The sequence below is a fragment of the Paenibacillus daejeonensis DSM 15491 genome (assembly GCF_000378385.1).
GTDB classification, from domain to species: Bacteria; Bacillota; Bacilli; order Paenibacillales; family Paenibacillaceae; genus Paenibacillus_D; species Paenibacillus_D daejeonensis.
The window spans coordinates 155,264-182,166 of record NZ_KB899670.1 but is presented as its reverse complement, the minus strand read 5'-3'; the positions used below and the strand labels follow the sequence as shown (position 1 = coordinate 182,166).

Genomic DNA, 26,903 nt, shown 5'->3' with positions numbered 1-26,903 from the left:
GGAGCGTTCGTTTGTAGTAACCATTTCGACTGTTGTGCGGTCCGTCTTGATTCTCCTCCAGATGCGATTGGATCTCTGCTCGCATGATGGTCTCCAGCGTGTTTTTCACGAAGTCAGTAACAAGATTTTCAACTAGCTCATTCAGTGTGCTTTGGGTTATAGTAGTCATCGAGAAGGGTCCTTTCTTGGTGGTTTCGTCACTCCCGAGAATACCCTTCTTTTTTATGCTTTGGATAGACTCCAAATCATGGTACACAAACTACTGTATATCATCAGGTAACCAATGGTTAGTTGGCCAATAACGGAACAAATGCTCCGTAAATCTGGCAGAACCCCCGATATGCAGCGGATAACGGAATATATGCACCATAACAACATCTTACCCTAATCCTTATCCCCGCTGGGCATACGCTTGAATACTTGGGGTTCAAGCACCCCATCGACCATTCTTCCTACGATCTATAAGCCGTCATCTGTGGCAAGTAGTGTCCGAACACCATCGCCGTCAACGCTACCGTCCATAATAGCCGAAGCCATCAACGTAAGGTCGACAACATCGACCTTGCCGTCTCGGTTCAGATCAGCTTGGGCATGCTGCTCCCACGCTTCATCGTCGGCATCCAGTCCGTAGGCTGCGGCAACGATTGCCAGATCGCCTACTGACAGGACTCCGTCTCCGTTAAGATCATAGTCGACCTCCTCTGCCAGCACTTGCACCGCATCGTCCTCGGCGAGCCCTTCCTCATCCGCTTCAGACGCTTGCTCTTCTGCAGCATCCGTTGGCAGGCTACCTTCCGCTTCATTATTCTCGCGTGCTTGCACATCCTCTACTGTTCCCTCTTCCCCCGTAACCTGCGATTCCGGCCCAGCGTCCTCTTGCTGTTGTCCGAAAGCGACGGGCAGCTGCTGCCACGGTGCAACCGCGACTAGTGCCGACAGTCCGAAGGTTAGCACCCCTTGGTGCCATGTGCGTTTCATCGGTTCATCGCCTCCCTGACTGTAAGAATCAACTTCACCGCTTCGGCGCGGGTCGCATGCGCGGTTGGCGCGAACTGGCCTTGGCCGCGACCTTCTATATAGCCTGCTTGCTGCGCATAAGCAACCGCCAGCTGAGCCCAGGCTGGAATGCTCGCTACATCCGTGAAGGTCGGCTTCGCTCCGTCTACCAGCTCAGCACCCCTACTACGGGCGATCATGACGGCCAACTCCGAGCGGGTAATCAGCTGCTGCGGCCGGAAGGAGCCGTCCTCATAGCCAGTAACGATGCCAGCTATCTGTACTTGGTCAATGTAAGATTTGGCCCAAGCCGGAATCGCCGCTGCATCCAGCCACGCTGCATCCGTGGAGGCCTCGGGAAGCTGAAGCGCCCGGGCAAGCATGGTGACGAACTCAGCCCGCGTCACGTGTCCGTTCGGACGAAACGTGCCGTCCGGATAGCCGCTCACGAATCCGATAGCCGCTGCCTGCCCAATCAACGACTCAGCCCAGTGGCCGTCTGTATCCGTGAACGACACCGGCATTTCCGGCTCTGGTTCTTCAACAGCCGTAACTGCGATGGTCTGTGTAGCATTCGGGGTGAGCGTAACCGCCTGCTTGGCGCTGTCTACCAGCTTGGCCCGAATCAGCTGCACTTCCGTGTCACCCGCCGCCAAGGGCTGGAAGGTGAATGTTGCCAGATCCTTGGAGCCATTCTCCCCTGCGGAGTTGCCCAGCTTCGTATGGGCGAACGTCAGCACACCCTCCTCATTCAGCGGCACACTGAAGCCCTGCCAGTTCGCCTCGGCGCGGACATAACGCAGCTGTTCCTCATCGTACGCAAGCTGCAGCTCATAGCCGTACAATTGCTGTAATTGCTCGGCCCGCACGGTGACCTTCACTTCGGCGCCCGTCGTTGTCGAGGTCTGCCCTGTCATGAACAGCTTGGTGTCTTCTGCCGCCATTGCTGCCGTCCAAGGCAGGGCTGCTGCCACCAGCAGGATGCACAGGCTCATCAGCCCCCATTGTCGTCTCATCATCCGTCATCCCCTATCCCTCCAGATATGTAGACGAAGGAAGACGGCTCGTCGTCCGTCCTCCCCCGTAGGTTGTGTTACCTTACCATTTCAAAATGCGTTTGGCCATCTCTACGAGATCCTCGATGTCGATGATGCCGTCGCCGTTGAGATCGGCGCTCTTGACGCGATCCCAGTCCGGATCGGTACTCGTCATGCCGTACGATTTAGCAATGATCGCCAGATCGCCGACTGTCAGTTGGTGATCCTGATTCTGGTCGCCGCCGACGCTGGTGATCACCGTAGCCGAGAAGGTGCGGATCGCTGCACTGAGATCTGATTCGGCCTGTGTGATCTGTGCACCTGTCGAAGCATCGTCAAGCGCTACCGCTTTGGCTGCATCAATTGCCGCTTGCAGTGCCGCCTTCGCACCTGCCCGGTACTCGCCAACCCGGTTGCCTTCGCGCGCTACGTCATGCGCAGCCTGGGCCTGACTGATCAGGGCTTCGAGTGAATCTCGGCTCGGTCTGGAAGACTCGATGCTGAGACCGAGCGTGCGCGCTTCGTGCGTCCGCTCCACGCCTGCGCCGTTAGCTACAACAGCGGAGGCAGATACTGGCGCTGGGCCTGAGGCCGCATCGGTCTTGGCCTGCAGCGTCAGCTTCAGCAGCTTGCCGTTGGGATCCGCCTGCTTGCTGCCCAGATGGACGGCCAGCAATCGCACCGTACCCGGTGTCTCCAGATCGTAATCCACAATTTTGACCTGATCCTCATCCAGCGAGCTTACGCTCACGAAGTCGAACCTGTCCGCATCATACGTAAAGGTTACATCTTGCGCCAGCACCTCCGGGTTGGAGAGCAGCCCGTAGCTCAGATCCACCAACCCCCCTGGGGCCACTTGGAGACCTGTCTCTGCTTCGAAGATCAGATGATTCTTCAGGTACAACGGCTCCGACTTGTTACCCGCGTTGTCTTCCATTACCACATACACGGTCTGGGCATTGGAGACAAAGCTCAGGCTCGCCTTCATCGTGCGGCCGCGATGGATATACGGACGATTGCCCAAGCTGTAGGTGGTCGGGAACGAACGGATGACCCCATCTTCATAGACATACATATACCGCCAGTCGCGGGTGTTCGGCATTGGCAGGTTCAACCGGCTGCCATCCCACGACCAATTCTCGGCGTAAGGGGCAATGAATTTGTCGATAAAGTTGCCGCTGACGGAGGCATGATGCCCGCCCGTCGACACCGTCACGATATAATCGTCGCCATTGATCGGCATGCCGGAGAATGCAGCAGTGGTCGAGCCCGCAGGCATAATTACGTGCCGGACCACAGGGCGCTCCGTCGTCGTCCAATTCAGCGAACGGATCGATACACTAATCGGTCCGGACTGTGCTGTCGGATTCGTCCAGGACACCATCAACTGGCCATTCTCCTGTGAATTCACCTGGAGTCCTGACACGGCAGCATTCAGGTCATAGGCGATGGTAGCTGCTTCGCCTTCCACACCATCCGCGCCTACTGCGGCGACTCTTACCTGTCCGGAATCTGCCGGCAGGTTCTTGATGTAGAACACTTCGTCATATTTGCCACCAACGAATACATCGTTCACATAAACATTGTAGTTCTTCACCTGTTCATAGTTGGCATCCAAATTCCAACGGATCACCATTTCATCGGTATCCGTATACGCTTCGCTGATTGTCAAACCGCTAGGAGCAGCCGGACGTACCGCAGAACCGTCGTGAATACGAATTTGGCCTACATTCATCTGATAATCTGCAATGGCACTGTCACCTGGTTGGAAGACAAGACCCATAGCTGCGATCGTCTTGCCAGCATAAGCGCTCAGATCCAGCTCGCGCGTCACCCAGCCATCAGTCTGCTTGCCGCTCTCCGGCACAGCGACGTGCACGACATTCGTCGGATCGTCTGCCAGGATGAGGCCGACCTGCATGATCGAGCTGTCGTCTGCGGACGTTTTGTTGTAAGCAATGGACAGCTTGGACGCGGCGTTCACATCCAGGTCCGTCTTGTAGAGACGCAGAAAGTTGTCCGCATCCAAATTTCCGTTTACGACCAGCGAGCTGCCGCCTTCATAGCCACCGATCTGCTCATAGTCAAACCTCGTCGTGTCGTCAATGTTGTATTCCGGTCCATAATCAAAATCCACCGTAAGGCGGCTGCCCGCCGTCTCCTGCCACCACTGCCAGGTAACCGGCACGTCCTGCAAGCTCATGTTGGACCACTCTTCCGCATTGGACAATTCGCCGTCGACATAGTAAGACAAGCCGTGTCCCGTGTTGAAGCTCGTGTAGAAGTTGGTATCACCAATGACAGAACGCTCAGCCATCACCGATGCAACGCCAGGCCAATACCGATTGTCTGCATACACATCTGTGACAGTGTTCGTTGCTGCTTTAGCTGTGTTCTTGGGATCCAGGTTAGGTCCTGACCACCACAGCTGCTCGCGAATCTTGGTCATCCACTGGTAGTCATTCTCCGCCCGGTGACGGTTCGGCCACGGCAGATTCATGTCCTCATCCAATCCGGCATGCACAAAATCCGCACCCAACGAGGCAATGCTGAGTCTTGGCAAGCCGTTATTGTCCAGCTTATTGGTCAGCGCCGTGCCTTGGACATTCTTGAACCGGTCGCGTCCCGCCTCCAGACCAGCGAACCCAACATCGAACAGATCATAGCTCGTGCCGTATTCAGCGTTAAGATTGGTCAAATACGTGTTGGCCGTGTTGATCTGGTTATTGCCGACGCCGTAGTCGAAGAAGAACGACTGAGATACTTTTTCCCCTGCTGCCCGGTCATACAGGAACGATACATTGTTGTTATTAAACGTGCGGGCGAACTGGTTGGCGCCTGTGCTGGTGTTGAGCGAGTCGTACCATTGGACGTACAAACCGCCCTCCTGTAGCGTTTTCATAAATCCGATGTAATCCGGAATATCTGCCACAGCTACATTGGGATTCTGCTCTTCCTGATTAATGAAGTACCCGTCGAAGCCAAAATAATTGGCCATCTCGATCATCTTCTCGGCCACCGGGTAGTTGCCGTCTTCATCCTTGATGATCATCTGCTTGTAGGTTTGCTGACCGCGGTCATTATTGGAGAAAAACACACCAGCCAGTGACCTCACGCCATTTTTGTGCGCTGCGTCCGTGTAGGTCGGATTAGGAATATTCAGCATGCCGAATTCAAACCATTTCTGCTGCCAGTCCCGCTGGGCCAGATCGTCATAATATTCCGGCGGCGTATAAGCGGTTGCGGTACCGTGCCAATAGGAATAGTAGTCGATGTACTGCCAGAAGTTGAAGTGATATTGTGCAAATTTGTTCGTGTACGGCGCGTTCTCAATGAAGGCGTTCCCATAATCGCCCGCAACGTTCATGTATTGTACCTTCGAGCTCAGATTGGGATTGGCCTGCGTCGCCGCGAAGGGTTCAATCCGCTCCTGCAGCGGCACACGCGAACGCAGCATCTCGGATCCCCTGTCCCGCTCCGGGGACCAATTCAAGATATGATCGCTGGTGTAGCCATGCACATTGGGCTGGTTGGTACCATGGGCGCTGTCGCCCTGGAACGGCCACGTATCGCCAGCCTGTGCCGTCAGTGGCAGGACGCCCACCACCATTGCAGTAGCCAGCAGCGTGGCCGTCGTCTTGCGAACCGCAGCTTTGCTTCTCTTCTTCATTCGCTCAACTCTCCTTATTATGTATGATTTCTTCCCTCCGCATCTGTGCGCAGTTCCTGATCTCCACCCCCGTAACTGACTTGGTACGCAACGTATTGTCCTGTTCCTTCTAAACGATACCCTATGAAAGCATTTTCAATAAGAAGAGAAAGTAAAGATCCAGTGTTCAAAGTAAAGAAATGCATCTAGTGAAGCTATTCCATTAGTCCTCATAAGAAAAAAGCTGGCGCGAAAACGTCGTGTTTTCGTTCCAACTTTTCTTGGGCTGCTGCCAGGGGTAAAATGTTACTTGGATCGCATCATGAGGCAGAATTCCACCCAACCAGGGGTAAAATGTTACTTGGATCGCATCATGGAGCAGAATCCCACACAACCAGAGGTAAAATGTTACTTGGATCGCATCATGAGGCGGAATCCCACACAACCAGAGGTAAAATGTTACTTGGATCGCACCGCTGGAGAGGCACCCGTCTCAATCGAGATATTAACATGTATACTAATCTACACACGAAACGCTACAATGAGCTCAATCTCCACCGGGGTGTCGAAGGGAAGCTCGTTCGTACCAACAGCCGAGCGGGCATGCCTGCCGCACTCACCGAAAACATCGATGAATAGCTCTGAAGCACCGTTGATGACTGCTGGCTGCTCATTAAATCCAGGGGCGCTGTTGACGAAGCCGAGCATCTTGACCATCCGTTCGATTCGGTCCAGATCGCCAAGATGCTGCCGCAGAATTGCCAGCAGATTAAGAGCCGTCTGCCGGGCGGCCGCTTGGCCCATCTCCATTGTAATCTCATCGCCCAGCTTGCCCCTGTACATGAGTGTTCCGTCGATACGGCAATCTGCTCCCGAAGTGTAAACCAGATTACCTGTCGTCACCGCGGGAATATACTTGGCTACTGGCGGTGGCGGCTCAGGCAAGACGATGCCAAGCTCTGCCAGCCTCTGTTCAATGGTACTCATACTCTCTCCTCCGTTCTGTTCCTCCCTATGCTACTGTTGCGCCAGCAGACCGCCGTCCAGCACTAAGGTCTGACCGGTGACAAAACCCGAGACGTCCGAGGCCAGATAGGCGCATGCCCAACCGATATCCTCCGGTTTGCCGAAGCGCTGTTGGGGGATGTGTTGGCGAAATTGCTCTAAATAATCGGGGTCCCACCCCGAATCCTTCATATTCAACTCCGTTGCGATCGAGCCGGGACAGACGCAGTTAGCACGGATTCCCTGTGTAGCAAATTCTACAGCCAGTGTCTGCGTGAGCGAGACCAACGCGGCTTTACTGGCATTATAATGGGCCATCGTCGGCTGCCCGCGCATACCATTAGTCGAGCCCATATTGAGGATGACTCCGCCACCATGTGACAGCATCCCTGGCAAGAGGGCCTGCGTGCAGTAAACGGCTCCCTTGAGATTGACGTTCATGACGCTGTCCCAGATGGCATCCGTTAACTCCAGGAATGGTGTGCTGGCACCGATACCTGCATTGTTCACAAGGATATCAGCTGGTTTGCCGCCGTACGCAGCCTCAAGTTCACGTGCCAGATTATCCACTGCCTGTCGGTCGCTCACATCCAACTTCTTACCTTGTACATGGCCAAGTGGCTGCAACTGCTCCAGCGCTTCCTGTAGTCGCTCCTCATGAATATCGCACAGAATCACCTCAGCGCCCTCCATTAGAAACCTCGATGCTATGGCCAGCCCGATGCCGCGTGCACCGCCTGTGACGACCGCGCGTTTATTTTCCAGCAGCATACGTATCCCCCCTCACGATAAACGATGATATAAAGGTCTGCAGTCGGCCAGCAATCAGTTCAATGAGCGCTTCGCCCTTCTCTCGGCTAGCTTGCGTCGCATCACCCAACGAACCGTCCGTCGTCAGATATTGCCACGGGTACGGATAGTCCACCTTGGGTCCCGCCTCCAGGCCGGAGTAGGGCATCGGGTATTCATGCAGTGTGGATGTCCTTAACTTGTCGCTTCGTACGATCGATGAATCAAGGTAAAGCCCGAATGACGCTTCGATCTCGCAGGCATGTCCGTAGCGTTCGGTAACCGCCGCTTGCTTAATCTCTTCGGTCGCCAGATTCCAGTAGAAGACATTAACAACCTCGACCTCCAACTCATGCAGCGCAACAGTCGCTGCCGAGGACAAAGCGCTCTGGTTGCCGCCATGGCCGTTCATCAGGATGAAGCGCTGTACCCCATGCTTCTTCATACTGCGGATATAGTCGAAGAGCACCGCCTGCAGCGTCGCCGGTGATAGCGTCATGCTGCCGGCAAAGGCCATATGATGATAGGAGATCCCTACCGAAATCGGTGGCAGGACGACCAAGTCGGGATACATTGCCGCGCCAAGCTTAGTGCACATCGCTTGCGCCAGTCGGGTATCCGTGTTCATCGTCATGTTGGTGCCATGCTGCTCCGTGGAGCCGATCGGAATCAGGGCAGCCTTCACGCCCGATAGCAAAGCCCGGGCCTCCGCGGTCGTCATCGTCTCCAATTCGAATCGTCGGTGGTCGTTATCGTTCATGCTTACCCTTCCCCTTTCTTCAGCTGCTCTGATGGGAACAACATCTCGAAGGTTCCCGAGAACAGCCGCTCCCTGTCCAATTCGGATATTCGCAGCTTGTTCACCTTGCTTATCTCCGCCTGCGGGCTCATGCCCGGCCAGCCCGACCCGAACAGGATGCGCGATGCGCCTAGCTTGGCGACGGCATCCTCGAGGATGGTCGTAATATTGCATCCCGAGGTCTCCAGGAACAGATTATCACTTCGCAGGGCAGATGCCGTCGCATGCTGATACACCTCTGTCTTGGCCATATGACCCATGATGATTGGGAGATGCGGGTACCGCACCGCCATATCGGCTATCTGTGCGGGCATCGTGTAGGGGATATCGCCGGAGTAGATGAGCACCGGCACTTCATAATCCGAAGCCAGATCGAAGATCGGCTCCAACATCCCGCTATTAGCCACATATACGTCCCAATGCGGGTGCAGCATCAAGCCGCTGATTCCTGGCGTGCGCAGTGCACGATCCATCTTCTCCAGTGCATCCACCTGACGCGGCAGCACACGGTAGAGCCCAACGAAGCGTTCCGGCCGCTCTCTTACTGCCTCGCAGATGTGAGCCCAATTGACCTCGACCTCCTCTGCCCGACCGCCCGGGACCAGCACGGAGCGGCCGATGCCGCAGTCGTCCATTGCAGCCAGCCGCGCGCGGACCGAGTATTCCCGCAGCTGATGAAAGTACGTGTGGTAATCCGGGCCTATGTAGGCATGGGCATCGTGAATAACGCGCCTCATTCTCCCCCCTCCTTTTTACCTGGCGTAAGCTTTAACAATTTGGCGGCATTGCCGCCGATAATCTGTCGCTTCTGGTTCTCAGAAATCATCATATGCCGGATTTGCTCCAGACCGTAGGCCTGGCCTGGCCCCGCGCCGAACTCATCAGAGCCATACAAAAACTTGTGTGCCCCGAGATTCTGAATGCCCCACTCCAGAACGCCCACCAATGGATTGCCAGAGAAATCGCAGTACAGATTATCCACCTCTCGCATCACGGTAAGACAGTCGTAATAGAGTGTGGTCTTGCCCATATGGCCGATGATGACTGGGACGCGCGGATAGCGCTTGGCCAGATCGGCGATCAGCACAGGCGTCGTATAAGGCGGCGTACCGGAGTGAAAGACGACCGGAATCTCATAATGCGAAGCCCTCTCCATGATCGGGTAGACGATCGGATCATTGGTAGGGAACATCTGAAGCCACTGATGCATCTTGAGTCCGCGAAACCCCCATTCTTGGACCGCGCGGTCAATCTGGTCGCAGGTAATCCCGGGATCCTCATGGGGATCAACGCCGAGGAAGCCGACAAAACGGTCCGGATGCGCATCCACCGCCTCGCGGATCTGCCGATTGTTGTCAGCCAGTCCCTCGGCGTCAAAACCGATGCCGAGCAGCACAGACAGATCGACGCCCGCCTCGTCCATCTCCTGCAGCGCATGCTCGACAGGATTGTCATTAGCGTCGTCTGTGTATAGTCCGCCATCCATCAGGTGGGTATGGATATCAATGACGATTGATTTGTCTGCTGTCATGATTGCAACTCCTGTGTCAATGTAGTCAAATGCTCCCAGTGGGATCTGGCAACCTGTCCGTAATTGTACAAAGAAAACCCAACGAGCCAGCGGTCCTCCACCATCTTCGTCAGCACACGTGTCCGCTCCACCAGCTCAGCAGGCGAGGCGACATCCGGAGCAACAGCGCGCAGAACGAGCCTTAGTTTGCCAGGGGTGATGAGCGGTGCATAGGCGGCAGCCAGCTCTAGCGCTCCCGTCGTACCGGGAGCGTAGTGATAGCTCTCGAAGCAGTCGACATACGGATCCAGTTGCGCGTGGTCCACCCCGTACAGCCATCCCGTAGCGGGATGACCACTGAAGTAAATGAGCGGCTTGCCTTGCACTGCCTCCGCAGCTTCCCGAACCAATGCGGTCACTGCCGACTGTCGCATGGCCAAGTAGTCGGACCATCCCTGGGACTCCAGCCACTCACGAGCAGCAGCCGAAGAGTGATCGTCCGGCTCTGCACCGGCCGTGCAAGCTTCTGCCTCGGCAGCCACCCCGGCGCGCAAACCCTCCATATCGATACCAAGCTGGCTGCCGGCCTTCATGCAGGCCTCACAGAAACAGAGCGACAACAGCGCCTTGGCATATCCACTCAACGGCACACCTGTCATCTCATGATGATAGCCATGCTCGAAATCCATGTACTGAAAAGATTCCAGGAAGAGCTCGTCGATCGCCGGATGCACCGCCAGCTCTCGCAGCAAAGCCGACTGGTAGCTGCGCACGCCGACATGATTGGGACAAAGGCTAAAATAGTAGGGGTCACCGTAAGCGTTGTGCACGGCCCACTCTGGATGAAGACGGCCAAGCGGACTATTGTGCAGGCCAATTGTCCATGCCGTAACCTTCATGCCGCAGCGATCCGCCGCCTCTCGCAGCTCGTCCCAGAAGGACGGATGCTGCTCCGCCCAGAGGCTATTCCGAGATCGCAGAGCATCCCCCTCGCCGGGGAGCGGCAGATAGAAACAGCCGTCCTCAGGAAAGTATACTTTGCGCTTGGGATTGTGCGGCAGATACAGCTTGGCTGCATGATAATTAACGGCAACCGCGATGGAGTCGAATCCCCAGCTGCGGATCGCTTGCAGGGTCTTGTCAATGCCTTCATCCTGCAAATCCCAGGGATAGATAAACAGTCTCATGGTTACACCTACCCTTTCACTGCCCCACTAAGCGTACCGGCATAGAAGTAATGCTGGAGCAGCAGGAACAAAATGACTGTAGGAAGCGTAGCAATGATGGAAACGGCAGAGATATGCTGCCAGTTCGAGGTCATCATTGACATAAAGTATTGGATGCCGACCGGCAACGTGAAGCGCTCAGGGTCCTGCAGCACGATAACCGGCCAGAGGAAGTCGCTCCAGGCAGCAGTAAACGTGATAATCGCCAGGGTCGCAAGCGACGGCTTGATGAGCGGCAGCATGATTTGATACCAGATTCTGAAATCCGAGCAGCCGTCGATGCGGGCCGCCTCCTCCAGCTCGTAAGGGATGGCCATGAAGGCCAGTCGAAGCAGGTACACACCTAGAGCAGTGATGGCGGTCGGCAAGACGACACCGATTGGCGTATTGACGATCCCCAGATGCTTGCAGATCAGGAAGATCGGCAGCATGATCGACTGAAAAGGCACGACCATCGTCGCCAGGATGGAAAGGAACAGCACCTTTTTCCCGCGGAATTGCATCCTTGCCAACGGATAGGCGACCAGTGCAGAGAGCAAGAGGTTCAGGAACACCGACAGCACCGCGACAACCATACTGTTACCGAGATAGAGCGGTACATCAGCCGATTGCAGAACATACTCATAGTTAGCAAGCGTCGGATTGTCCGGCAACAGCTTGGGCGGTGTCGCAAATACCGTTTCTCCGGTTTTGAATGAAGTGGACAGCAGCCACAGGATCGGCGCCGTCATCACAATGGCCGAGCTCACGATGAGCAGCATCACCAGAATCGCATAGATGAGCAAGGAAGATTTACTATGAAACCGCATCTAGTATTTCACCTCATCCTTCTCAAAAAAATTGAGCAGCAGCATCGTGACAGCTGTCACGATCACCAGCAGGATGACAGCCATGGCACTGGAGTAGCCAAATTTGAAATTGACGAACGCTTCTTCATAGATGAAGTAGGATGTGGTCTTGGTCGAATTGACAGGACCACCACGCGTCAGGATGAAGATTTCGTCAAAAATTTTCATCGCGTTGATGAAGGACACGATTGTAACGAGCGCAATCGTATTGCGCAGCAGCGGCAGCGTAATCAACACGAAGGTCTTCCACCTGCCTGCACCGTCGACGGAAGCCGCTTCATACAACTCCTTGGGGACACCAAGCAGTCCCGAAATATAGATAATTAAATAGAAGCCGAATGAACGCCAGAAGATGACCATCAGAACACTCCAGAGCGCGACTGAAGGATCGGTCAGCCAGCGGACCGGCTCACCCAGAATGCCGATGCTGACAAGCACCCAGTTCAGAATTCCTTCCTCCGTCAGTATCCACCGCCAGGCCACTGCCGAGACGATAATCGGCGTAATGACCGGCAGGTAGAATAACGCTCGCACCCAGCCCAGGCTCCGAATGTTGCGCTCAATCATATAAGCAACCGGAATCGGCAGTACCGTCAACGTCAAGACGATACCTGCCGCCAGCAGTGCCGAGTTCACCAATGACTTGCGGAACACATCGCTGGATAGCAGCTGGTTATATTGGTCCAGAAATACAAAGGTCGGGGCATTCAATGAGTCGTACTCTGTAAAGCTGATGATTATGGTCACTACAATAGGGATCACAAGGAACAACAAAAATACCGCTAATCCCGGCAGCATGAACAGCCATGCCTTCCAGCGTCTCATCATCGCCGTACCAGTCACCGCAGACCAACCTCCTCTCCTCCCCGCCCGGAAGCGAGGAGTTGAATCATAGGCTTGTGCATCATTGTGCCAGGATGGAGGTCCACTGCTGCGCTGCATCATCCAGCGCTTGCTGTGGCTCCTTGCGGCCGAGTGCCGCCTCCTGGAATTCGACCCGCAGGGTTTCCAGCAATTCTGTCAGACCAGGAACGAGTGGCCAGTAGAACTTGGCGAGCGGCAGCCCTTCCGAGATAATCTTCAGTTCCTCCGGTCCTTCCGTAAAGTACGGATCGTCCAGCAGCTCTGTAATTCCCGGTGCCACAGGTGCTTGCTTGATCAGTTCGATGGTCGTACCGGAGAAGAAGACAGCAAAATCAAGCGCCTCTTGCTTATGATTCGATGCCTCGGGGATAACGAAGGTTTGCAGAAAGGAATTCAGATGCCCGTCCTCGCCAACAAACCCGGGATGCACCTGGAAATGATCAAAGGTCTCTGCCGAGGTATTGTCCTTCAGCCAACGCAGCATCCATGGTCCAGGAAAGATCATCGCCACCCGCTCTTCGGAGAAACGTGCGGCTGCATCCATCATGGAGCCAGTAATCGAGTCGGGATGAAGCGCACCAGACTGGTACATCTCAACATACTCGGTCAATACCGCCACGCCTTCGGGGGTGTTGAATGCAGCCTGCGTGCCGTCCTCCGAGAGAATCGGAACGCCTCGGCGCGCCAGGATGTCGATCGGGTTGCCGGAGTCGGCAAAATTGTCGATGGTCTGCATATTGCCGGCAATGCCGGTCTGTGACTTGATCGTCTCGCTCATCTCGGCAACCTCGCTCCAGGTGGTGGGCAGGATGGCAGGATCCAGTCCTGCTTCCTCGAACAGTCTCGTATTGATGAACAAGCCTGGTACGCTGCCATAGAATGGTATGCCGTAGGCATGGTCTCCGACTACGCCTGCTTGCCAGAAGGCATCGACGAACGTCTCCTCTACGCCTGGCTGCAGCTCATCAATGGCGGTGAGCGCACCGCTTTTCACAAATTTGGGGATCATAAACGGCGTCAGGTTGACGACATCCGGCGCATTGCCGCCGGAGAGCGCCGCCAGCAGTCTGGCATCCGTCTTCTCGATATCTGGCACGTCTACCCATTTGATTTTCACTCCGGGATGATCCGCCTCATACTGTGTGATCTGGCTGGTAATATACTCGCTATAGCCTTCCTTGAGGTTGATCGTCCAGAACTCCAGCTCCACCTCACCGCCTGTCTGACTGGCAGCATTCCCATTGGTGCCTGTTCCTGTCGTGCGCTCGCCATTCGGACCGCCACAAGCGGACAAGAGCAGTAAGATGCTGAGTAACAGCAACACTGACTTTCTCATGGTTTGTTCCTCCCCTTTGTTCCTAGTTGACGCTATAATGGCGGAGCTTCTCTTCATCAATCGTCACGCCAAGTCCCGGGCCCTCCGGCACGATGACTTGGCCGTCTCTATAATGTGTCGCGGTAGTGATGATATCGTCGGTATGGTATAATGGGCCTATGATGTCTGACGGGTAGGTCAGGTCATCGATTGTCTCATGGGCAATGCCGAGATGGGCCATAGCTGCGGATCCGATTCCCAACTCAAGGTTGGATCCCAGCAGGCCTGTTTTTTTTGCCATGCCAGCGGCACTTAAGATTTGCATGCTTTTGTAGATACCGCCGTTCTTGGCCGGATAAACGGAATAGATATCTGCCGCCTCGGCCTGAAGTGCGCGCCATGCCTGCCCTGTTGTGAAGATACTCTCGTCCATGACGATCGGGCAGGAAGTGAATTGGCGTAGCTCCCGGAACCCGCCGTAGTCCTCACGTGCCAACGGCTGTTCGATGAACAGAAGCTCGTACTGCTCCAGACGCTTAATCATTCGCTTCGCTTCATCCAGCCGCCAGGCGTTGTTGGCATCGATAGCCAGCGACAGCTCTTTGCCGTATGCATCATGCAGAATCCGCAGCCGCTCCAAATCCTGCTCTGGCGTCATCCCGACCTTCACTTTGATCGTGCGGATCCCCCGTTCCATCGCATAGTCGACAATGGTCCGCAGCCGAGCCTCGTCATTGATGGCCGAAATGGAGAATTTGACAGGAATGGCCTCCCGCACTTTACCTCCCAGCAGCTTGTACAGGGGCACGCCAAGCGTCTTGCCCATCAGATCCAGCACCGCCATCTCCACAGCAGCCTTGCTCGCATGATGTCCATAGATCGCCAGATCCATAGCCGCCAGCATCCGCCGGATATCGAATAGCTCATACGGCAGAATAGCCGGAATCAGGACCCGCTGGATCACCTCTACGGAGCCTGCTTGCCGCTCACCTGACCACACATCCGTGAAGCACGCCTCGCCGATGCCTTCCAGTCCTGCCTCATTTGTGATTCGAAGCACGACGTATTCCGATGTCTGCTTCCAGCCATAAGCATCCTTAATTCGCATCGATTCCAGGATGGGCATGTGCACTGGAATAACCTCTATGCTAGATAGTTTCATTTTTTTCACCTCCTTTCATGGTTCATGTAGCTATATCTGTTGCTGCTCAATTTGGGCTAGACGATAAATTTTGCGTGGTCGCCCCTTGGGATAAGGTCGCTCCATACCCACTTCATGCAAGTAGCCCGCATCGGCCAGCTTCTTGAAGATGTTGCGGATGTTGCGGGTGGTCACTCCCAACACACTCGCAAGCTCATCAGCGGTAAACTGACCCTTAATACGGGAGTACGATTGCAGCTTGGTCACGGTGTCCATGCTCAGATTGGCTCGTTGAGCCATCTCGCCCAGCAGTGGATTCTGCGATTTATAGCTGTATTCTAATGTTACACTGCGGCCAAGCGGGCCAATTACCTTACCGTCGTCCCGAATCAGAAAAGCACATCCAGATGGTTGTTCTTTTGCACGCTCCAACCCGGACTTGGCATGATGCTGTGCCGAGAGCGCCGTTCGTCCGGCTCCGAAACCGGCGTATACCCGGGCGGACAGCTCTTGCTCAAGCTCTTGTATGACCATCGTCTGCGTCCACAAGCGGGTCAATTCCTCCAGCAGCCCTCGGTTGGTATAGAGCAAGAACTCATACCCGCCCAAGGGTAGAATTGATGCATTGACACGCTGAGCGATATCGACCAACCAGCGATGAAAATCAAGACTTAGCTTCTCTTGTGAATAGTCTCCTGCGGTTCCGCCTGTAGCTTCGGGAGTAATTTGAAAATGCCCGATTGCGATCTGGGAGCTGGTGTTTTGCATATTCTCACCCATTAGAATCGCTTTGGCTATTGAGTTCCGGATATTGAACAAGGAGGGAAGAATCTTGGTGGTCGGTACGCCTAGTTCCTGCAAACCGTTGTAGACCGAACGCCTGCAGGTCAGCACATGCTGGATTGCGCCCTCCTCCCAGAGCGCGTGGTGGAATGCAATAATCTCTTCGGGTGATTGCTCCTGGCGGTAAGGTCTGACATAGGTGTCCAGATGCGGGTATCCCGTCTCTGCCAGCACTTCATGCACGGTCTGCTGAGAGAACGTATCTAGTGAAAGTCCTCGAATCTCTTGATTACTGCCAAGTGAGAGCTGAAGCAGACCCATTAACAGTTCAGTCTCCCGGTATTCAATACTGAGCGCCGGCATATCCTCGCGGACGTACTTTTTGTTCATGTAATAACTGAGCGGCCCCCCGAACAGAATCACATCTACCTCCTGTTGGTGCTGCTCGATCATCTCCCGGATTTCCTCGTCACGATGATAGATGATCAGCCGGCCCTCTGTCCCTCCGAACTCCTGCAACACGTTTTGGAAGACCCCCTTTCCCTCGGGGGAAGTGATAATGCCGATACGAATGGTCGAATGTGTCATATAGGTTTAGCCACCTTTTTAATTAAGGAAATTTCCTTTAATGTTCTTTATATAAAGATAGCAAGCCTCAATGCCTACGTCAATAGATTTCATGTCAATTAACTTAACACAAAAAAAAGCCTGTGCTTGTCGCATAGGCTTGTTCGATATCATAATTAGGGTAAACGATAGGCCAGCTCATACTTGTTTCCATATGCATCCTCGAAGTAGAAGCCATAGTAGGTTGGGCTGATAGGAAATGAGCGCGGGCCCTCCGTAATTCTTCCTCCATGCAACGCAAGCTGCTCCGCCATCCGATCCACCTCCGATTGGCTGCTCGCCCAGAAGCCGATGATCTCTTCCTTGGGCTTCTTATACCCCGGCTCTTCCATAATTGCGAAGAAGGATGCGCCCTGCTGTCCTGCAGTGGCAAACACTTTCCATTTGTCCGTTTGATGCTGCAGCTTGTAGCCCAGGGACCCTAGCAGCACCTCGTAGAAAGAACTCACTTTGTCCCAAGACGTCACCCGCACATCGACTCGGCTCATCTGGCTCATCCGCTCCCCGCCTCAAATACGAATTGTAGTTATTGTACTACAATAAGGCCAGGAACCAAAACGAGTAGAATCATTCAAGATGAATTCCCTCCAAGAAAGCTTAACATGCTATACTATGAAACAGAAAAAATAAGCAGGGAACAGGAGCAAACGAGATGGAATTTTCACTTAGCCGCATTGAGAACAAGGTTGAATTTTTTCAGGCCTACGACCTGAGATCGCTGGAGCAGCGCATCGATGTCCAGATTGAGAACAACAAAGCACTGATGCTCGACGTCGCGTCTGTCCAGCATCAAACGGTGTTTGACCCTAACGCCAATAAAATGCTGTACACGGCAGTTGTACATTTCAAAGCCAAGCTGTAGCCCTTGAAACTGACGTAGCGTCATCTTGTATACTGGTACGTAGGAAGGAAGTGATCCTATGATACCCATACATGAACTTGCACGACAGACGGGCATTACCGTACGCACACTACGCTATTATGATCAAATCGGCCTGGTGGAGCCGGGCGGGAAAACCGAGGGTGGACACCGGTTGTATGGCGAGCAAGAGATCAAACGCCTGCAACAGGTGCAGTTTCTCAAATCCGTTGGCTTCCGGCTGCAGGAGATCGCTACCATCCTGAGCGACGCCAAATGGGACTGGACACGTGGACTTAAAAAGCAGATGGCTTATATCCGGGAAGAGCAAAAAAAGTTATCCATGATGGAGAATGCCGTACGGGGGCTGATGCATAGCGAAACTATCGAAGGTGGCGTCAAGCTGTCCACGATCGAGCAGCTGATTCAACTGTCCGGTCAAAGCGCCGAGCAAAAACGCCGTTATCGCAGTCACATCTTTGACGAAACGGAGCTGGAGCTGTGGGAACGGCTGCCCAATGTGAGCAGCGATGATCCCGATTCACTGGAATGGATTGCGCTGATCGGCCAATTGAACCGGCTCCAAGCCCAGGACGTACCACCGGCGGATGCTCGCGTTCAGCGCATTCTTCGCCGGATGGATGAGAAGGCGCAGGAGACCTTTGGAGACGCGCCTGAATTTTTGGATAAGCTGTGGGCAGCACGCATGTCCCCCGATGAGTCGCAGCGATTGCAGCTGTATCCGCTTGATCCACCGCTGCTTGCCTTTGTGGAGACGGCTTATGCGGTCTACGAGCAGGAACGCCAGCAAAGGGGGGAATGAGCTATGATGCTACCAGCCCCCTATGTGTGGATGACTGTTCTGTCCCTTCTGGTCATCGCCGTGTTGTTCGTGCTTCAGCGCTGGCCGAAACCTGCGGTTGTCGTGGGGCACATCAGTTGGCTGGCGCTGAGCCTTTATTTTCTTATAGAGTATCTGGTCATCCGGGCAACCACCCTGCCCTATGACCCGCTCCATCAGCCGATGAGCGATCTTGGCGTAACAGGCTGCGGCGAATCGTTGTATGAACTGTCAGGACATGCCATTTGCTCGCCCCTGCATCTGACCATGAACTGGACCTTCACCATTGCGGGCTTGGCGACAATTGCCGGAGCCTTGAGCTTGCGGTTCTGGCTGCCGCCCGGACGGAAAACCCGCGCTGCCACAATTCTATGGATCATCCATGGCCTGAGCAGTGTCGCAGCCGGCGTCGTGCCGGCCGATCTCGATTTCTGGCTGCATACGCTGGGTTCGATTCCGAGCATGGTGGTTCAGATTCCTGCGCTCATCCTGATCGCGCTGCTTGTCAGAGGTTCCAGACCCGCGCTGGCTGTATGGACCTGGACCGCGGCTGCTGTGACGACAGCTGCTCTCCTGCTGCTGTTCGTGCAGGCGGGTCCGCTCAATGTGCCAGGCGGCCTGCTTCAGCGTATCCTCTACGGCTCGGTCTATGTGTGGATGAGCGTCACCGCAATTGCAGTATGGCGGGGGCCGCGGAGCTGACTGGATTGACGGGCAGTGGTAGATGGGCGGAATAAGTGTGAAAAAACGAATACATTGGGTGCGGGCGAGCTACTGTGGCGCAATGGATATGAAATTTCGTGCTTATTCGATGGTTGTGAGCCGGGATGAGCTCAATAAGGTTGAAAAAACGAATACATTGAGTGCGAGGCAGCAACTGTGGCGAATTGTATATGAAATTTCGTGTTTATTTGGCGCTAGAAGGCCGGGATGTGCTGAATAAGGTTGAAAAACGAATACATTGGCAGCGAGGCAGCAACTGTGGCGAATTGTATATGAAATTTCGTGTTTATTCATTGGTAGATGGCACTCGGGGACGGAACGAGGGTCCCGGGGATGATCCAGCGAGAAAACACTAACGAGCAAACGCCCGCTCCCGGCCATGAGGCCGAAGAGCGGGCGTTGTTTCTTCTTGCGTTGTTACTTTTGGTTTTATTGGAATGCAGGTACAACCGCACCTTGATACGTTTCTTCGATGAACGACTCCACCTCTGGCGAGTGCAGCGCCTCGATCAGCTTGCGAATCGCTTCGTCGTCCTGATTGTCCGGACGGGTGGCGATAATATTCACATAAGGAGACTCTTCGTCCTCAATAAACAGCGCGTCTTCCGTTGGATTCAGATCGGCTTCGAGCGCATAGTTGGTATTGATTGCCGCCAGAGCGACCTCATCCAGGATACGCGGCAAGGTAGCTGCCTCAAGCTCGACAAACTCGAAGTTGCGCGGATTGTCGGTAATCTCCGCTACCGTGACATTAACGCCAGCCGCTTCATCCAGCGTAATCAGTCCATGCTGGGCCAGCAGGAGCAAAGCCCGGCCGCCGTTGGATGGATCGTTAGGAATCGCGATCTTGGCGCCGTCCTCCAGCTCATCGATGGATTGCAGGCTATCAGAGTAGACGCCAAATGGCTCGATATGAACACCTGCCACGCTTACCAGATCATATCCGCGTTCTTCATTGAAGGTCTCGAGGTACGGGAGATGCTGGAAGAAGTTCGCATCCAGATCGCCTTCATACAACTGAACATTGGGGAGCACATATTCCGAGAATTCGATAATATCGAGCGTGACACCCTGCTCTTCAAGCGCAGGCGCAATGGCCTCCAGAATCTCAGCATGCGGCGTTGCACTCGCACCAATCTTCAGCGTAACGGGATCTGCCGACGGCTCTGCAGCCCCATTGTTTTCTTGCTGCGCAATGTTATTGTTCCCTGCATTCGGTGTGTTAGCCCCGCCCTGTGTATTATCCGGCGTATTGCCTTGTCCGCAGCCTGCCAGCACCAGAAATGCCGCGAGTACAAGTCCACTTACTTTTTTCATTATGAATTCCTCCATCCAATTTGATATAATCTCTATCTACTTGCGGCTATACTTCCTCACCAAGGCGTCTCCAATCATCTGAAGTCCCTGAACCAGAATAATGAGCAAAATGACCGTTATAATCATGACGTCCCACTGGAATCGCTGGAAGCCAAATCGAATCGCGAGGTCACCCAGACCACCGCCACCGATCGTACCAGACATCGCCGTGTAGGACACCAGTGTTACGGCAGTAATTGTGGTCCCGGCCAATAGCCCTGTACGCGCCTCCCTCAGCAATACATGCCAGACAATCATGCCTTTGGAGAACCCCATCGCCTGGGCGGCCTCCAGCACGCCCTTGTCCACCTCACGCAGCGCAGCTTCTACCAGCCTGGCAAAGAACGGGGCTGCAGCGATAACGAGGGGTGGAATCGCACCCTTCACACCGATGGAGGTGCCAACCATGATTTTGGTCAACGGCATGATCAGAATCATCAGAATAATAAAAGGCACCGAGCGCAAAATGTTGACGACTAGCGATAAAATCCAATAAACAAAACGGTTCTGCAGCATTTGCCCTCTGGACGTAAGAAACAGCAAGATGCCGATGGCAAGTCCGAGGATTACCGTGAAGAACATGGAAGCCCCCATCATGACTAGCGTTTCCCGCGTCGCTTTGTTGATGGCATCCCAACGGATATTCTCAAAAAAGCTCAATACCTCATTCATCACAGCACACTCACATCCAATCCTCGGTGCCGGAGCTGCTCAATAATCTGGCTCGTGTCCCGGCTATTGCCACGCAGCTCGACGATCAGCTGCCCATAGGGCGTATCCTTCATGCGGGATACCGTCCCCTGGAGGATGACAAAGCTTGCTTCCGTACCTTTCACCGTCTCGAACAAGATCGGCTCGTGGGCCAGGTCTCCCTGATAATTAATTCGGACCACGACTCCCTCCGGCCGCAGGCCCTGCGCCTGCACATCCACGGTCTCCGCGACCTGACTGACAAAATCACGGGTCGTCTTGTGGTGCGGATTGAGGAACACCTCCAGCACCTCGCCCAGTTCAATAATGCGGCCGCCTTCCATGACAGCGACCCGGTCGCAAATTGAGCGAATGACATTCATCTCATGCGTGATGAGTAGAATCGTAATGCCCAGCTTCTGATTGATATCCTTCAGCAGTGTCAGGATCGACTCGGTCGTATGCGGATCCAGCGCAGAGGTCGCTTCGTCGCACAGCAGCACGTCGGGATGATTGGCCAGTGCTCTGGCGATGCCCACCCGCTGCTTCTGTCCGCCAGACAGTTGAGCCGGATAGCTCTGCTCATGCCCTCGCAGACCGACCAGATCGAGCAGCTCATCGACACGTCGTCTGACCTTTTCCTTGGACAAGGTCGACATCTTCAGAGGAAAAGCAATATTATCCCGGACGGTTGCTGTGGAGAGCAGATTAAAATGCTGAAAGATCATGCCAATCTTCTGACGGCGCTGCTGCAGCTCTTTCTCGCTCAATATCGTCAGCTCATGTCCGCCGACAGAGACACTGCCCAGCGAGGGCCGCTCCAGAAGATTCACGCAGCGCAGCAAGGTGCTTTTGCCGGCGCCTGAATGCCCGATAATGCCGAAGATTTCACCTTTCTCTACGGTCAGGTTGACATCCGACAGAGCATCCACGGTCGTCGCGGCTGTCTCGTAGGTTTTGGCTACACCTCTCAGTTCAATCAGCGCGACTCCCCCTCTCTCTCATTTCTTTAAATCCTATTGGAATAGTCTAATATAAACGTTTGCGTATTTCAACACCCAATGAAAGTAAATTTTGGCGGAAGTGTGGCGGCTGGCACATGGACAACAAAAAAACACCCGACCGCCAGATTGGCCAGTCAGGTGCCGAAACGTTATTATTTTGCAGCAAGATGCTCGTCCAGGCGATCCCATGTTTCGGAGATGCCCTGCTCCATACCCATATCGAGCACAGCTTTAAGTCCCTCAGCAGATGCATATTCTGCGCGGTTGATCAGCTTGGTCCCGCCTTCGTGTTCTACAAAGCTAAGCGTAACTTCGGTTGCAGGCATCTCAGGATTCTCGTTTCCTTCGGCATCCGAGAAATAGTCCGTGTACACAATCTTCTCATTCGTAACAATCTCGTGGTAGACCCCCTTGCCCCAAGACTCCATGCCATAAAAATCACCTTGCTCGCGGTCCTCACACTTCATACAGTAATGCCATACGCCACCAGGACGAAAATCAATGTTACATACGGTAAGCGCCCAACCGCGCGGGCCCCACCACTGCTTCAAATGCTCGGCTTCGGAGAAAGCTTGAAACACCAGCTCGCGCGGGGCTTGAAACTTTCTCTCCAGAATAAGTACATTTCCCTCTACACGGCTCGTCATTTTGTTCGTCATCTCTCATTCCTCCTATAAGTTAGGTTGTCTATAATCTCAGGACTCTTCCGGCGTCGGTTCCGATGTCCTGTCATTGCTCTGATCCTGCAGACGCTTCAGATAGATGTCCAGATTGTCGAATCGTTCTTCCCACAGGTCCCGGTAGGACGCTAACCAAGTGGTCAATTGTCTAAAAGGCTCCGGCCGCAACCGGTACTCTCTTCGATTGGCAATCGCCTCTACTTCTACCAGTCCTGACTCCAGCAGTACCTTCAGATGCTTGGAGGCTTGCGGCTGACGTATATCCAAACGCTTGGCTATCTCGCCTACCGTCAACGGTCCCAGTAAAAGCAGCTCTACAATGCGCAACCGATTCGGTTCGGATAATGCACTGAACGTCGTCGTTTCCATACTCACCATCCTCTTGAGCCGTTATATCCACGCTTCGCTAACTGCGAAGGCCGGCCCGGATTCTCACCTCGCCTTGCTCATTTTGTTCTTTATGAATTAAATATACCACACATGGAATATTCCTGTAAAGGAATATTCAAAATACACTCCGCCTTCTCATGCTATACTGAAGTCAGGAACAACTGTGCTCAGAGGAGGGGAACAAATGCTGTTTAAGAAGAACATTCTTGAAGGAATTGCCGCAGGTAAGGTAACCCAGGCCTTTCGCCGCTGGCGGCGACCCAGTGTAAAATTAGGCAGCCAACTGCATACATCTGCCGGGTTAATTGAAATCGTAGCGATGGAGGAAATTCAGGAGTCTGTCATTACGGAGGAAGACGCAACCAGGGCAGGGTATGCTTCATTGCCAGATCTCCTAAAAGAACTGAATGGATTCAGCATGGAAGGCATTGTCTACCGTATTGCGATTCGCCGGATCGGAGATGATCCCAGGGAAGCGCTCCGGGAAGACACGGCGCTTGACGCGGAGCAGTTCACGGAACTGCGAGAACGGCTTAGTCGCCTGGACCGTGCCAGTCGGCAGGGCCCTTGGACGGCTAAGTTTTTGCATGTCATCGTCCAGCACCCAGCCGAGCGAGCCGCCAATCTGGCAACCCTACTCGGCTGGGATACAGACAAGCTGAAGCTGAATGTTCGCAAGCTCAAGAACCTCGGACTGACGGTGAGTCTGGGGACTGGATACCGCATTTCACCACGGGGGGAGTCGTATTTGCGTCAATCTGGACTTGCCCCTGCCACAGCGGACGACGATCCCCCTACTCCTGATTCCAAAATATAGCGGTTCCACTTGCGCTGCCAAGCGACATCCTGCCAGAACGGATGATGAGGTGCACAGTTGGAGCATAACGTCATTCCCCAGAATCCCAGTGCTATCCCCTTGCGGATCGCGTATTCGGCAATAAATTTCCCAACAGGTCCCTCTTCAAAGCCTGCATGCAGCGGCGTATAGCCGACATATCCCTCACCAATTACGATGGGCAGCTCTGAGCGGCGCGCCCACTCCCAGGCTTCATCGAAGCGGAGGTCGGCTTTTTGCAGCATGGCCAGCTTATGTGCGCCATACCGTTCATACAGGTACAAGTCCCAGCGGTCAGGGTCGGCCCAGTCATGCAGGTAGATGAGTCGCATCCCTACCGGATTTCCCTCCATCCGCCATTCTTGTCCGGCCGGTAGCGTCCAGGACGTGAAGGGCGGCGCGTCATCACGGAGCAGGGATTGGACAAAATGATTAGGAAATTCCCCTTCGCCGTACAAATCCGCCTTGTCCATCAGCTCCTGCAGCACACCCTTAATGTACAAATGAAAATGTGCGACCTGCAGATTATTAGCCATGTAAGCCTTCGGATAGGCTTCATTGAGCGTGTAGCTTGCGGTCATCAAAATATCTGGGTGCTCGTCACGCAAGTAGCCGACAGCTTCCTCAATATACGGCTGCATTGCTTCTACAAGGGCAGGCGTATCCGTTGCCTCAATCCCACGACTCGTCCCCACCTCGGTCAGTTGGCCGAATTCCACCTCATTATGCAGCTCGGCGTAAACAATCTGACTGCCATACCCCGCCGCCTTGACGTAACGAATTAATTGATCCAGCGAGCGGGCAAGCGCCATGAAGCGATCCTCGGGTGGAATCGCTTGCAGAAGATCGCGTAGTTCTGGATCGGCCAGAAAGCTGGGGCTCTGCTGGTACTCCCAGGACGAGAGCATAATGTAGCAGTCATGCGCCTGAGCCTGTCTGAATAGCTCGAGCAGCTGGGCATGACCGTCCAAGGCTGCGCCGCCCTCGCAATTGTACCAGCGTGTCCGCTGTCCGACCTCGCCGAGATTGCCGAAGCGAAGCGGCCCCGGGCGTGGGCCCTCCGCCATAAACAGCATGAACGGCATCGCACAGATACGGATCGTATTGTACCCCCGCTCCACCGCCTCCGCAAAGCGAGCTGCCAAATCATGATACGGCTCCCCGGGCTGCGTCATCGTATACCAGGAGAAATCCCACATGGTGATCGTCAGTTTGTGCGGAAGATGATCCATCCTTGTTGCCATTCGTTCGCTCACTCCATTCCCCATTAAATACCCCCAGCGTAGCGAACATCCCTGAGGCATGGCAATAAACAATTGTCGGGAAATGATGGAGAATAACCTTATTTCTCTGCAAACCAGGCGTCGATTTGTTTCTGTACCTCAGCCTGCACTTTCTCAATGCCTGCCGCCTTGAACTTGGTGTTGCGCTCATCAATCAACTGCGATGGATTCGGAATGGCGCCCGAGCTGATCGTTTTGTATTCGTTGATGATGGCTACCAACTGGGACAACTCGTTTTTAACTGACGCATCATCGAAGACGAAACCAAGCAGTGGCGAACGTGTAGCATTGTCATTGAACTCCTGCCATCCCGTGTACAAGTCATCCGGCTGGCCGGGCTTCAAGTAGTTCAGCAACTGGTTGCCGATGACCCAGAACAGCGCTGTGGAGCCGTAGCCGGAATCCGCAATCGGTTCAATGCGGTTGTCGCCCACCTTTTTATAATGCTGATCCTCAATGCCGTTAACGATTAGGTTGATCAAATACGGATCGGTGTGCAGGTAGTTCAGCACCATCATGGCGCGCTCCGGGTTTTTGGACGTACGGGCGATAGACATCATCGATCCGGTCGCGAGATCCGTGGTGACAATTGGCTCTTCGACTACATGAGAGACAAAATCGTATTGATTGTCTGTTGCGATCTTCAGCTCGATATCCGCTCCTGGCTTCCACACGGCGCGCTGCATCCAGATCTTGCCCTGCTTGCGCAGGTCCGAGACGTTCGTCGTTGTCGTCGCAGCGTCGCTGTTGATATAGCCTTTTTCATAATATTTGCGGTAGAGCTCATATTCTTTCTTGTTGATGTCTACAATCTCCGGGTCCAGCACAGATTTAACCTCAACGTCGCCAGTCGATGTGTAATCGTAGAGGAACAAGGTCATTTTCTCCGGTGTCGGGCCGATTGGACGGTAGTTGGATTTGGTCTCATACATCAGGTTATCGCCGCCGCCAGCCACGTAATTCAGAATCAACTGCGGCTCCTTCTCCTTGAGCAGCTCGAACCACGGCTCCAGATCGTCCATCGTATTAATGTCTTCAATAGGGATGCTGTATTTGTCGACGATGTCCTTGCGATACGTCAGCGACAGACCTTGCGTAATTTCTTTGTTTGTTGGAACCGCATACAATTTACCTTTGTAGCGTGGAGCTTCCAGGTAGAGCGGGTGGATGGTTTCCTTGATGCCCTGGCCATGCTGGTCTAACAGTTCATCCAGCTCCAAGAAGGCGCCCTTGGTCACGTTGCTGGTGAAGCCCAGCCATGAGGCCGTGAACATCAAGTCGACTGCTTCGCCAGTATTCAGCATCAGCTCCGTCTTCTGCTTGTATTCACTGGAGGCAATTGGACGCAGGTCGACAGTGGTGTTGATTTTCTCCTTCAGATACTCGTTAATCTTCTCTTCGACCAAGGCATCATCGCGCTGCGGGGTGCCAAAGTAAACGATCGATACCTCATACGGCTCCAGCTCTTCCGCCTCGGCTCCGGTTGCCGGAGGCTCCTCCGTGCCGCTTGCGGCCGGTGGATTGTTGGTGCCCGCATTAACCGGTTCATTGTTCGCCGGACCGCCGGAGCAGCCCTGCAGCAGCAAGGCCAGCAGTAGCGTCAGCACCATTGTTCCTTGCCATCCCCATTTTGTTCGTCTCATGTGAACCCTC

Annotated in this window: 26 protein-coding genes and 1 pseudogene; 4 read left to right on the top strand and 23 right to left on the bottom strand. The window is 54.2% G+C overall.

What is annotated here, in order from left to right; genetic code table 11:
• The 16 genes and pseudogenes from F556_RS39295 to F556_RS0125580 all read right to left on the bottom strand — a co-directional run.
• Positions 1 to 169 (bottom strand): annotated as a pseudogene (locus F556_RS39295) (IS256 family transposase); the annotation flags it as partial.
• A gap of 290 nt (positions 170 to 459) precedes the next feature.
• Positions 460 to 978, bottom strand: a complete 519-nt coding sequence (locus F556_RS0125650) for a dockerin type I domain-containing protein (RefSeq protein ID WP_020619874.1) — start codon at positions 976 to 978, stop codon at positions 460 to 462.
• Positions 975 to 2,015: an S-layer homology domain-containing protein gene (locus F556_RS0125645; RefSeq protein WP_083938133.1), complete on the bottom strand. Its 1,041-nt coding sequence runs from the start codon at positions 2,013 to 2,015 to the stop codon at positions 975 to 977. The genes F556_RS0125650 and F556_RS0125645 overlap by 4 nt, the downstream gene beginning before the upstream one ends.
• Before the next feature lie 79 nt (positions 2,016 to 2,094).
• The gene (locus tag F556_RS35205) at positions 2,095 to 5,703 is read right to left on the bottom strand and encodes an endo-beta-N-acetylglucosaminidase (protein WP_020619873.1); all 3,609 of its coding nucleotides are present in this window, start codon (positions 5,701 to 5,703) and stop codon (positions 2,095 to 2,097) included.
• A gap of 501 nt (positions 5,704 to 6,204) precedes the next feature.
• Entirely contained in the window at positions 6,205 to 6,669 is a 465-nt protein-coding gene (locus F556_RS0125635) for a RidA family protein (RefSeq protein WP_020619872.1), read from the bottom strand.
• A 30-nt stretch (positions 6,670 to 6,699) separates the two neighbouring features.
• Positions 6,700 to 7,458, bottom strand: a complete 759-nt coding sequence (locus F556_RS0125630; RefSeq protein ID WP_020619871.1) for an SDR family NAD(P)-dependent oxidoreductase — start codon at positions 7,456 to 7,458, stop codon at positions 6,700 to 6,702.
• A complete protein-coding gene (locus tag F556_RS0125625; RefSeq protein ID WP_020619870.1) occupies positions 7,442 to 8,236 on the bottom strand; it encodes a creatininase family protein in 795 nt (264 codons plus the stop codon). Before F556_RS0125625 ends, F556_RS0125630 begins: the two co-directional genes overlap by 17 nt.
• A 2-nt stretch (positions 8,237 to 8,238) precedes the next feature.
• Complete coding sequence (locus tag F556_RS0125620; protein WP_020619869.1) at positions 8,239 to 9,012, bottom strand: amidohydrolase family protein; 774 nt, start codon at positions 9,010 to 9,012, stop codon at positions 8,239 to 8,241.
• On the bottom strand, positions 9,009 to 9,806 hold the full coding sequence (locus tag F556_RS0125615; protein WP_020619868.1) for an amidohydrolase family protein: 798 nt from the start codon (positions 9,804 to 9,806) through the stop codon (positions 9,009 to 9,011). Before F556_RS0125615 ends, F556_RS0125620 begins: the two co-directional genes overlap by 4 nt.
• Complete coding sequence (locus tag F556_RS0125610; RefSeq protein ID WP_020619867.1) at positions 9,803 to 10,972, bottom strand: hypothetical protein; 1,170 nt, start codon at positions 10,970 to 10,972, stop codon at positions 9,803 to 9,805. Before F556_RS0125610 ends, F556_RS0125615 begins: the two co-directional genes overlap by 4 nt.
• 8 nt (positions 10,973 to 10,980) lie before the next feature.
• Entirely contained in the window at positions 10,981 to 11,820 is an 840-nt protein-coding gene (locus tag F556_RS0125605; RefSeq protein WP_020619866.1) for a carbohydrate ABC transporter permease, read from the bottom strand.
• Positions 11,821 to 12,702: a carbohydrate ABC transporter permease gene (locus F556_RS35200; RefSeq protein ID WP_020619865.1), complete on the bottom strand. Its 882-nt coding sequence runs from the start codon at positions 12,700 to 12,702 to the stop codon at positions 11,821 to 11,823.
• A 61-nt stretch (positions 12,703 to 12,763) separates the two neighbouring features.
• Positions 12,764 to 14,059 (bottom strand): extracellular solute-binding protein, encoded by a 1,296-nt coding sequence (locus F556_RS0125595; protein ID WP_020619864.1) that lies wholly within the window; start codon positions 14,057 to 14,059, stop codon positions 12,764 to 12,766.
• A gap of 22 nt (positions 14,060 to 14,081) precedes the next feature.
• On the bottom strand, positions 14,082 to 15,200 hold the full coding sequence (locus F556_RS0125590; RefSeq protein WP_020619863.1) for a mandelate racemase/muconate lactonizing enzyme family protein: 1,119 nt from the start codon (positions 15,198 to 15,200) through the stop codon (positions 14,082 to 14,084).
• Between the two features lie 30 nt (positions 15,201 to 15,230).
• Positions 15,231 to 16,550, bottom strand: coding sequence for a helix-turn-helix domain-containing protein (locus F556_RS0125585; RefSeq protein WP_020619862.1), 1,320 nt, complete (start codon positions 16,548 to 16,550; stop codon positions 15,231 to 15,233).
• 155 nt (positions 16,551 to 16,705) lie between these two features.
• Positions 16,706 to 17,086, bottom strand: a complete 381-nt coding sequence (locus tag F556_RS0125580; protein ID WP_020619861.1) for a VOC family protein — start codon at positions 17,084 to 17,086, stop codon at positions 16,706 to 16,708.
• 155 nt (positions 17,087 to 17,241) lie between these two features.
• On the opposite strand from F556_RS0125580, the gene F556_RS0125575 reads away from it, so the two are divergent.
• Genes F556_RS0125575 through F556_RS0125565 form a run of 3 tightly spaced genes read left to right on the top strand, consistent with a single transcriptional unit; the run spans position 17,242 to position 18,991 of the window.
• Complete coding sequence (locus F556_RS0125575) at positions 17,242 to 17,451, top strand: YrzA family protein (RefSeq protein ID WP_020619860.1); 210 nt, start codon at positions 17,242 to 17,244, stop codon at positions 17,449 to 17,451.
• A gap of 58 nt (positions 17,452 to 17,509) precedes the next feature.
• The gene (locus F556_RS0125570) at positions 17,510 to 18,271 is read left to right on the top strand and encodes a MerR family transcriptional regulator (protein WP_020619859.1); all 762 of its coding nucleotides are present in this window, start codon (positions 17,510 to 17,512) and stop codon (positions 18,269 to 18,271) included.
• 3 nt (positions 18,272 to 18,274) lie between these two features.
• Positions 18,275 to 18,991 (top strand): DUF998 domain-containing protein, encoded by a 717-nt coding sequence (locus F556_RS0125565; protein ID WP_020619858.1) that lies wholly within the window; start codon positions 18,275 to 18,277, stop codon positions 18,989 to 18,991.
• 450 nt (positions 18,992 to 19,441) lie between these two features.
• Here the strand turns inward: F556_RS0125565 and F556_RS0125560 are convergent, their stop codons facing one another.
• The 5 genes from F556_RS0125560 to F556_RS35195 all read right to left on the bottom strand — a co-directional run bounded on the left by F556_RS0125560 (position 19,442) and on the right by F556_RS35195 (position 23,111).
• Complete coding sequence (locus tag F556_RS0125560; protein ID WP_020619857.1) at positions 19,442 to 20,329, bottom strand: MetQ/NlpA family ABC transporter substrate-binding protein; 888 nt, start codon at positions 20,327 to 20,329, stop codon at positions 19,442 to 19,444.
• A 36-nt stretch (positions 20,330 to 20,365) separates the two neighbouring features.
• Entirely contained in the window at positions 20,366 to 21,040 is a 675-nt protein-coding gene (locus tag F556_RS0125555) for a methionine ABC transporter permease (RefSeq protein WP_020619856.1), read from the bottom strand.
• On the bottom strand, positions 21,040 to 22,041 hold the full coding sequence (locus tag F556_RS0125550; protein WP_026297488.1) for a methionine ABC transporter ATP-binding protein: 1,002 nt from the start codon (positions 22,039 to 22,041) through the stop codon (positions 21,040 to 21,042). The genes F556_RS0125555 and F556_RS0125550 overlap by 1 nt, the downstream gene beginning before the upstream one ends.
• 173 nt (positions 22,042 to 22,214) lie before the next feature.
• On the bottom strand, positions 22,215 to 22,721 hold the full coding sequence (locus tag F556_RS0125545) for an SRPBCC domain-containing protein (protein WP_020619854.1): 507 nt from the start codon (positions 22,719 to 22,721) through the stop codon (positions 22,215 to 22,217).
• A 36-nt stretch (positions 22,722 to 22,757) separates the two neighbouring features.
• Complete coding sequence (locus F556_RS35195; RefSeq protein WP_020619853.1) at positions 22,758 to 23,111, bottom strand: ArsR/SmtB family transcription factor; 354 nt, start codon at positions 23,109 to 23,111, stop codon at positions 22,758 to 22,760.
• A gap of 205 nt (positions 23,112 to 23,316) precedes the next feature.
• Here F556_RS35195 and F556_RS35190 point away from each other — a divergent pair, with 205 nt between their 5' ends.
• Positions 23,317 to 23,949 (top strand): ASCH domain-containing protein, encoded by a 633-nt coding sequence (locus tag F556_RS35190; protein WP_020619852.1) that lies wholly within the window; start codon positions 23,317 to 23,319, stop codon positions 23,947 to 23,949.
• Here the strand turns inward: F556_RS35190 and F556_RS35185 are convergent.
• Together F556_RS35185 and F556_RS0125525 are read right to left on the bottom strand one after the other, a co-directional pair.
• Positions 23,886 to 25,211: a cellulase-like family protein gene (locus F556_RS35185; RefSeq protein ID WP_020619851.1), complete on the bottom strand. Its 1,326-nt coding sequence runs from the start codon at positions 25,209 to 25,211 to the stop codon at positions 23,886 to 23,888. The genes F556_RS35190 and F556_RS35185 overlap by 64 nt on opposite strands.
• A gap of 98 nt (positions 25,212 to 25,309) precedes the next feature.
• Positions 25,310 to 26,893 carry an ABC transporter substrate-binding protein gene (locus F556_RS0125525; RefSeq protein ID WP_020619850.1) on the bottom strand — a complete coding sequence of 528 codons (1,584 nt, stop codon included), beginning with the start codon at positions 26,891 to 26,893 and terminating at the stop codon, positions 25,310 to 25,312.
• Positions 26,894 to 26,903 lie beyond the last annotated feature (10 nt).

Coding starts and splice junctions, on each gene's coding strand:
- F556_RS0125650 (WP_020619874.1), bottom strand. CDS start 978: ATGAAACGCACATGGCACCAAGGGGTGCTAACCTTCGGACTGTCGGCA.
- F556_RS0125645 (WP_083938133.1), bottom strand. CDS start 2,015: ATGATGAGACGACAATGGGGGCTGATGAGCCTGTGCATCCTGCTGGTG.
- F556_RS35205 (WP_020619873.1), bottom strand. CDS start 5,703: ATGAAGAAGAGAAGCAAAGCTGCGGTTCGCAAGACGACGGCCACGCTG.
- F556_RS0125635 (WP_020619872.1), bottom strand. CDS start 6,669: ATGAGTACCATTGAACAGAGGCTGGCAGAGCTTGGCATCGTCTTGCCT.
- F556_RS0125630 (WP_020619871.1), bottom strand. CDS start 7,458: ATGCTGCTGGAAAATAAACGCGCGGTCGTCACAGGCGGTGCACGCGGC.
- F556_RS0125625 (WP_020619870.1), bottom strand. CDS start 8,236: ATGAACGATAACGACCACCGACGATTCGAATTGGAGACGATGACGACC.
- F556_RS0125620 (WP_020619869.1), bottom strand. CDS start 9,012: ATGAGGCGCGTTATTCACGATGCCCATGCCTACATAGGCCCGGATTAC.
- F556_RS0125615 (WP_020619868.1), bottom strand. CDS start 9,806: ATGACAGCAGACAAATCAATCGTCATTGATATCCATACCCACCTGATG.
- F556_RS0125610 (WP_020619867.1), bottom strand. CDS start 10,972: ATGAGACTGTTTATCTATCCCTGGGATTTGCAGGATGAAGGCATTGAC.
- F556_RS0125605 (WP_020619866.1), bottom strand. CDS start 11,820: ATGCGGTTTCATAGTAAATCTTCCTTGCTCATCTATGCGATTCTGGTG.
- F556_RS0125595 (WP_020619864.1), bottom strand. CDS start 14,059: ATGAGAAAGTCAGTGTTGCTGTTACTCAGCATCTTACTGCTCTTGTCC.
- F556_RS0125590 (WP_020619863.1), bottom strand. CDS start 15,200: ATGAAACTATCTAGCATAGAGGTTATTCCAGTGCACATGCCCATCCTG.
- F556_RS0125585 (WP_020619862.1), bottom strand. CDS start 16,550: ATGACACATTCGACCATTCGTATCGGCATTATCACTTCCCCCGAGGGA.
- F556_RS0125580 (WP_020619861.1), bottom strand. CDS start 17,086: ATGAGCCAGATGAGCCGAGTCGATGTGCGGGTGACGTCTTGGGACAAA.
- F556_RS0125575 (WP_020619860.1), top strand. CDS start 17,242: ATGGAATTTTCACTTAGCCGCATTGAGAACAAGGTTGAATTTTTTCAG.
- F556_RS0125570 (WP_020619859.1), top strand. CDS start 17,510: ATGATACCCATACATGAACTTGCACGACAGACGGGCATTACCGTACGC.
- F556_RS0125565 (WP_020619858.1), top strand. CDS start 18,275: ATGATGCTACCAGCCCCCTATGTGTGGATGACTGTTCTGTCCCTTCTG.
- F556_RS0125560 (WP_020619857.1), bottom strand. CDS start 20,329: ATGAAAAAAGTAAGTGGACTTGTACTCGCGGCATTTCTGGTGCTGGCA.
- F556_RS0125555 (WP_020619856.1), bottom strand. CDS start 21,040: ATGAATGAGGTATTGAGCTTTTTTGAGAATATCCGTTGGGATGCCATC.
- F556_RS0125545 (WP_020619854.1), bottom strand. CDS start 22,721: ATGACGAACAAAATGACGAGCCGTGTAGAGGGAAATGTACTTATTCTG.
- F556_RS35195 (WP_020619853.1), bottom strand. CDS start 23,111: ATGGAAACGACGACGTTCAGTGCATTATCCGAACCGAATCGGTTGCGC.
- F556_RS35190 (WP_020619852.1), top strand. CDS start 23,317: ATGCTGTTTAAGAAGAACATTCTTGAAGGAATTGCCGCAGGTAAGGTA.
- F556_RS35185 (WP_020619851.1), bottom strand. CDS start 25,211: ATGGCAACAAGGATGGATCATCTTCCGCACAAACTGACGATCACCATG.
- F556_RS0125525 (WP_020619850.1), bottom strand. CDS start 26,893: ATGAGACGAACAAAATGGGGATGGCAAGGAACAATGGTGCTGACGCTA.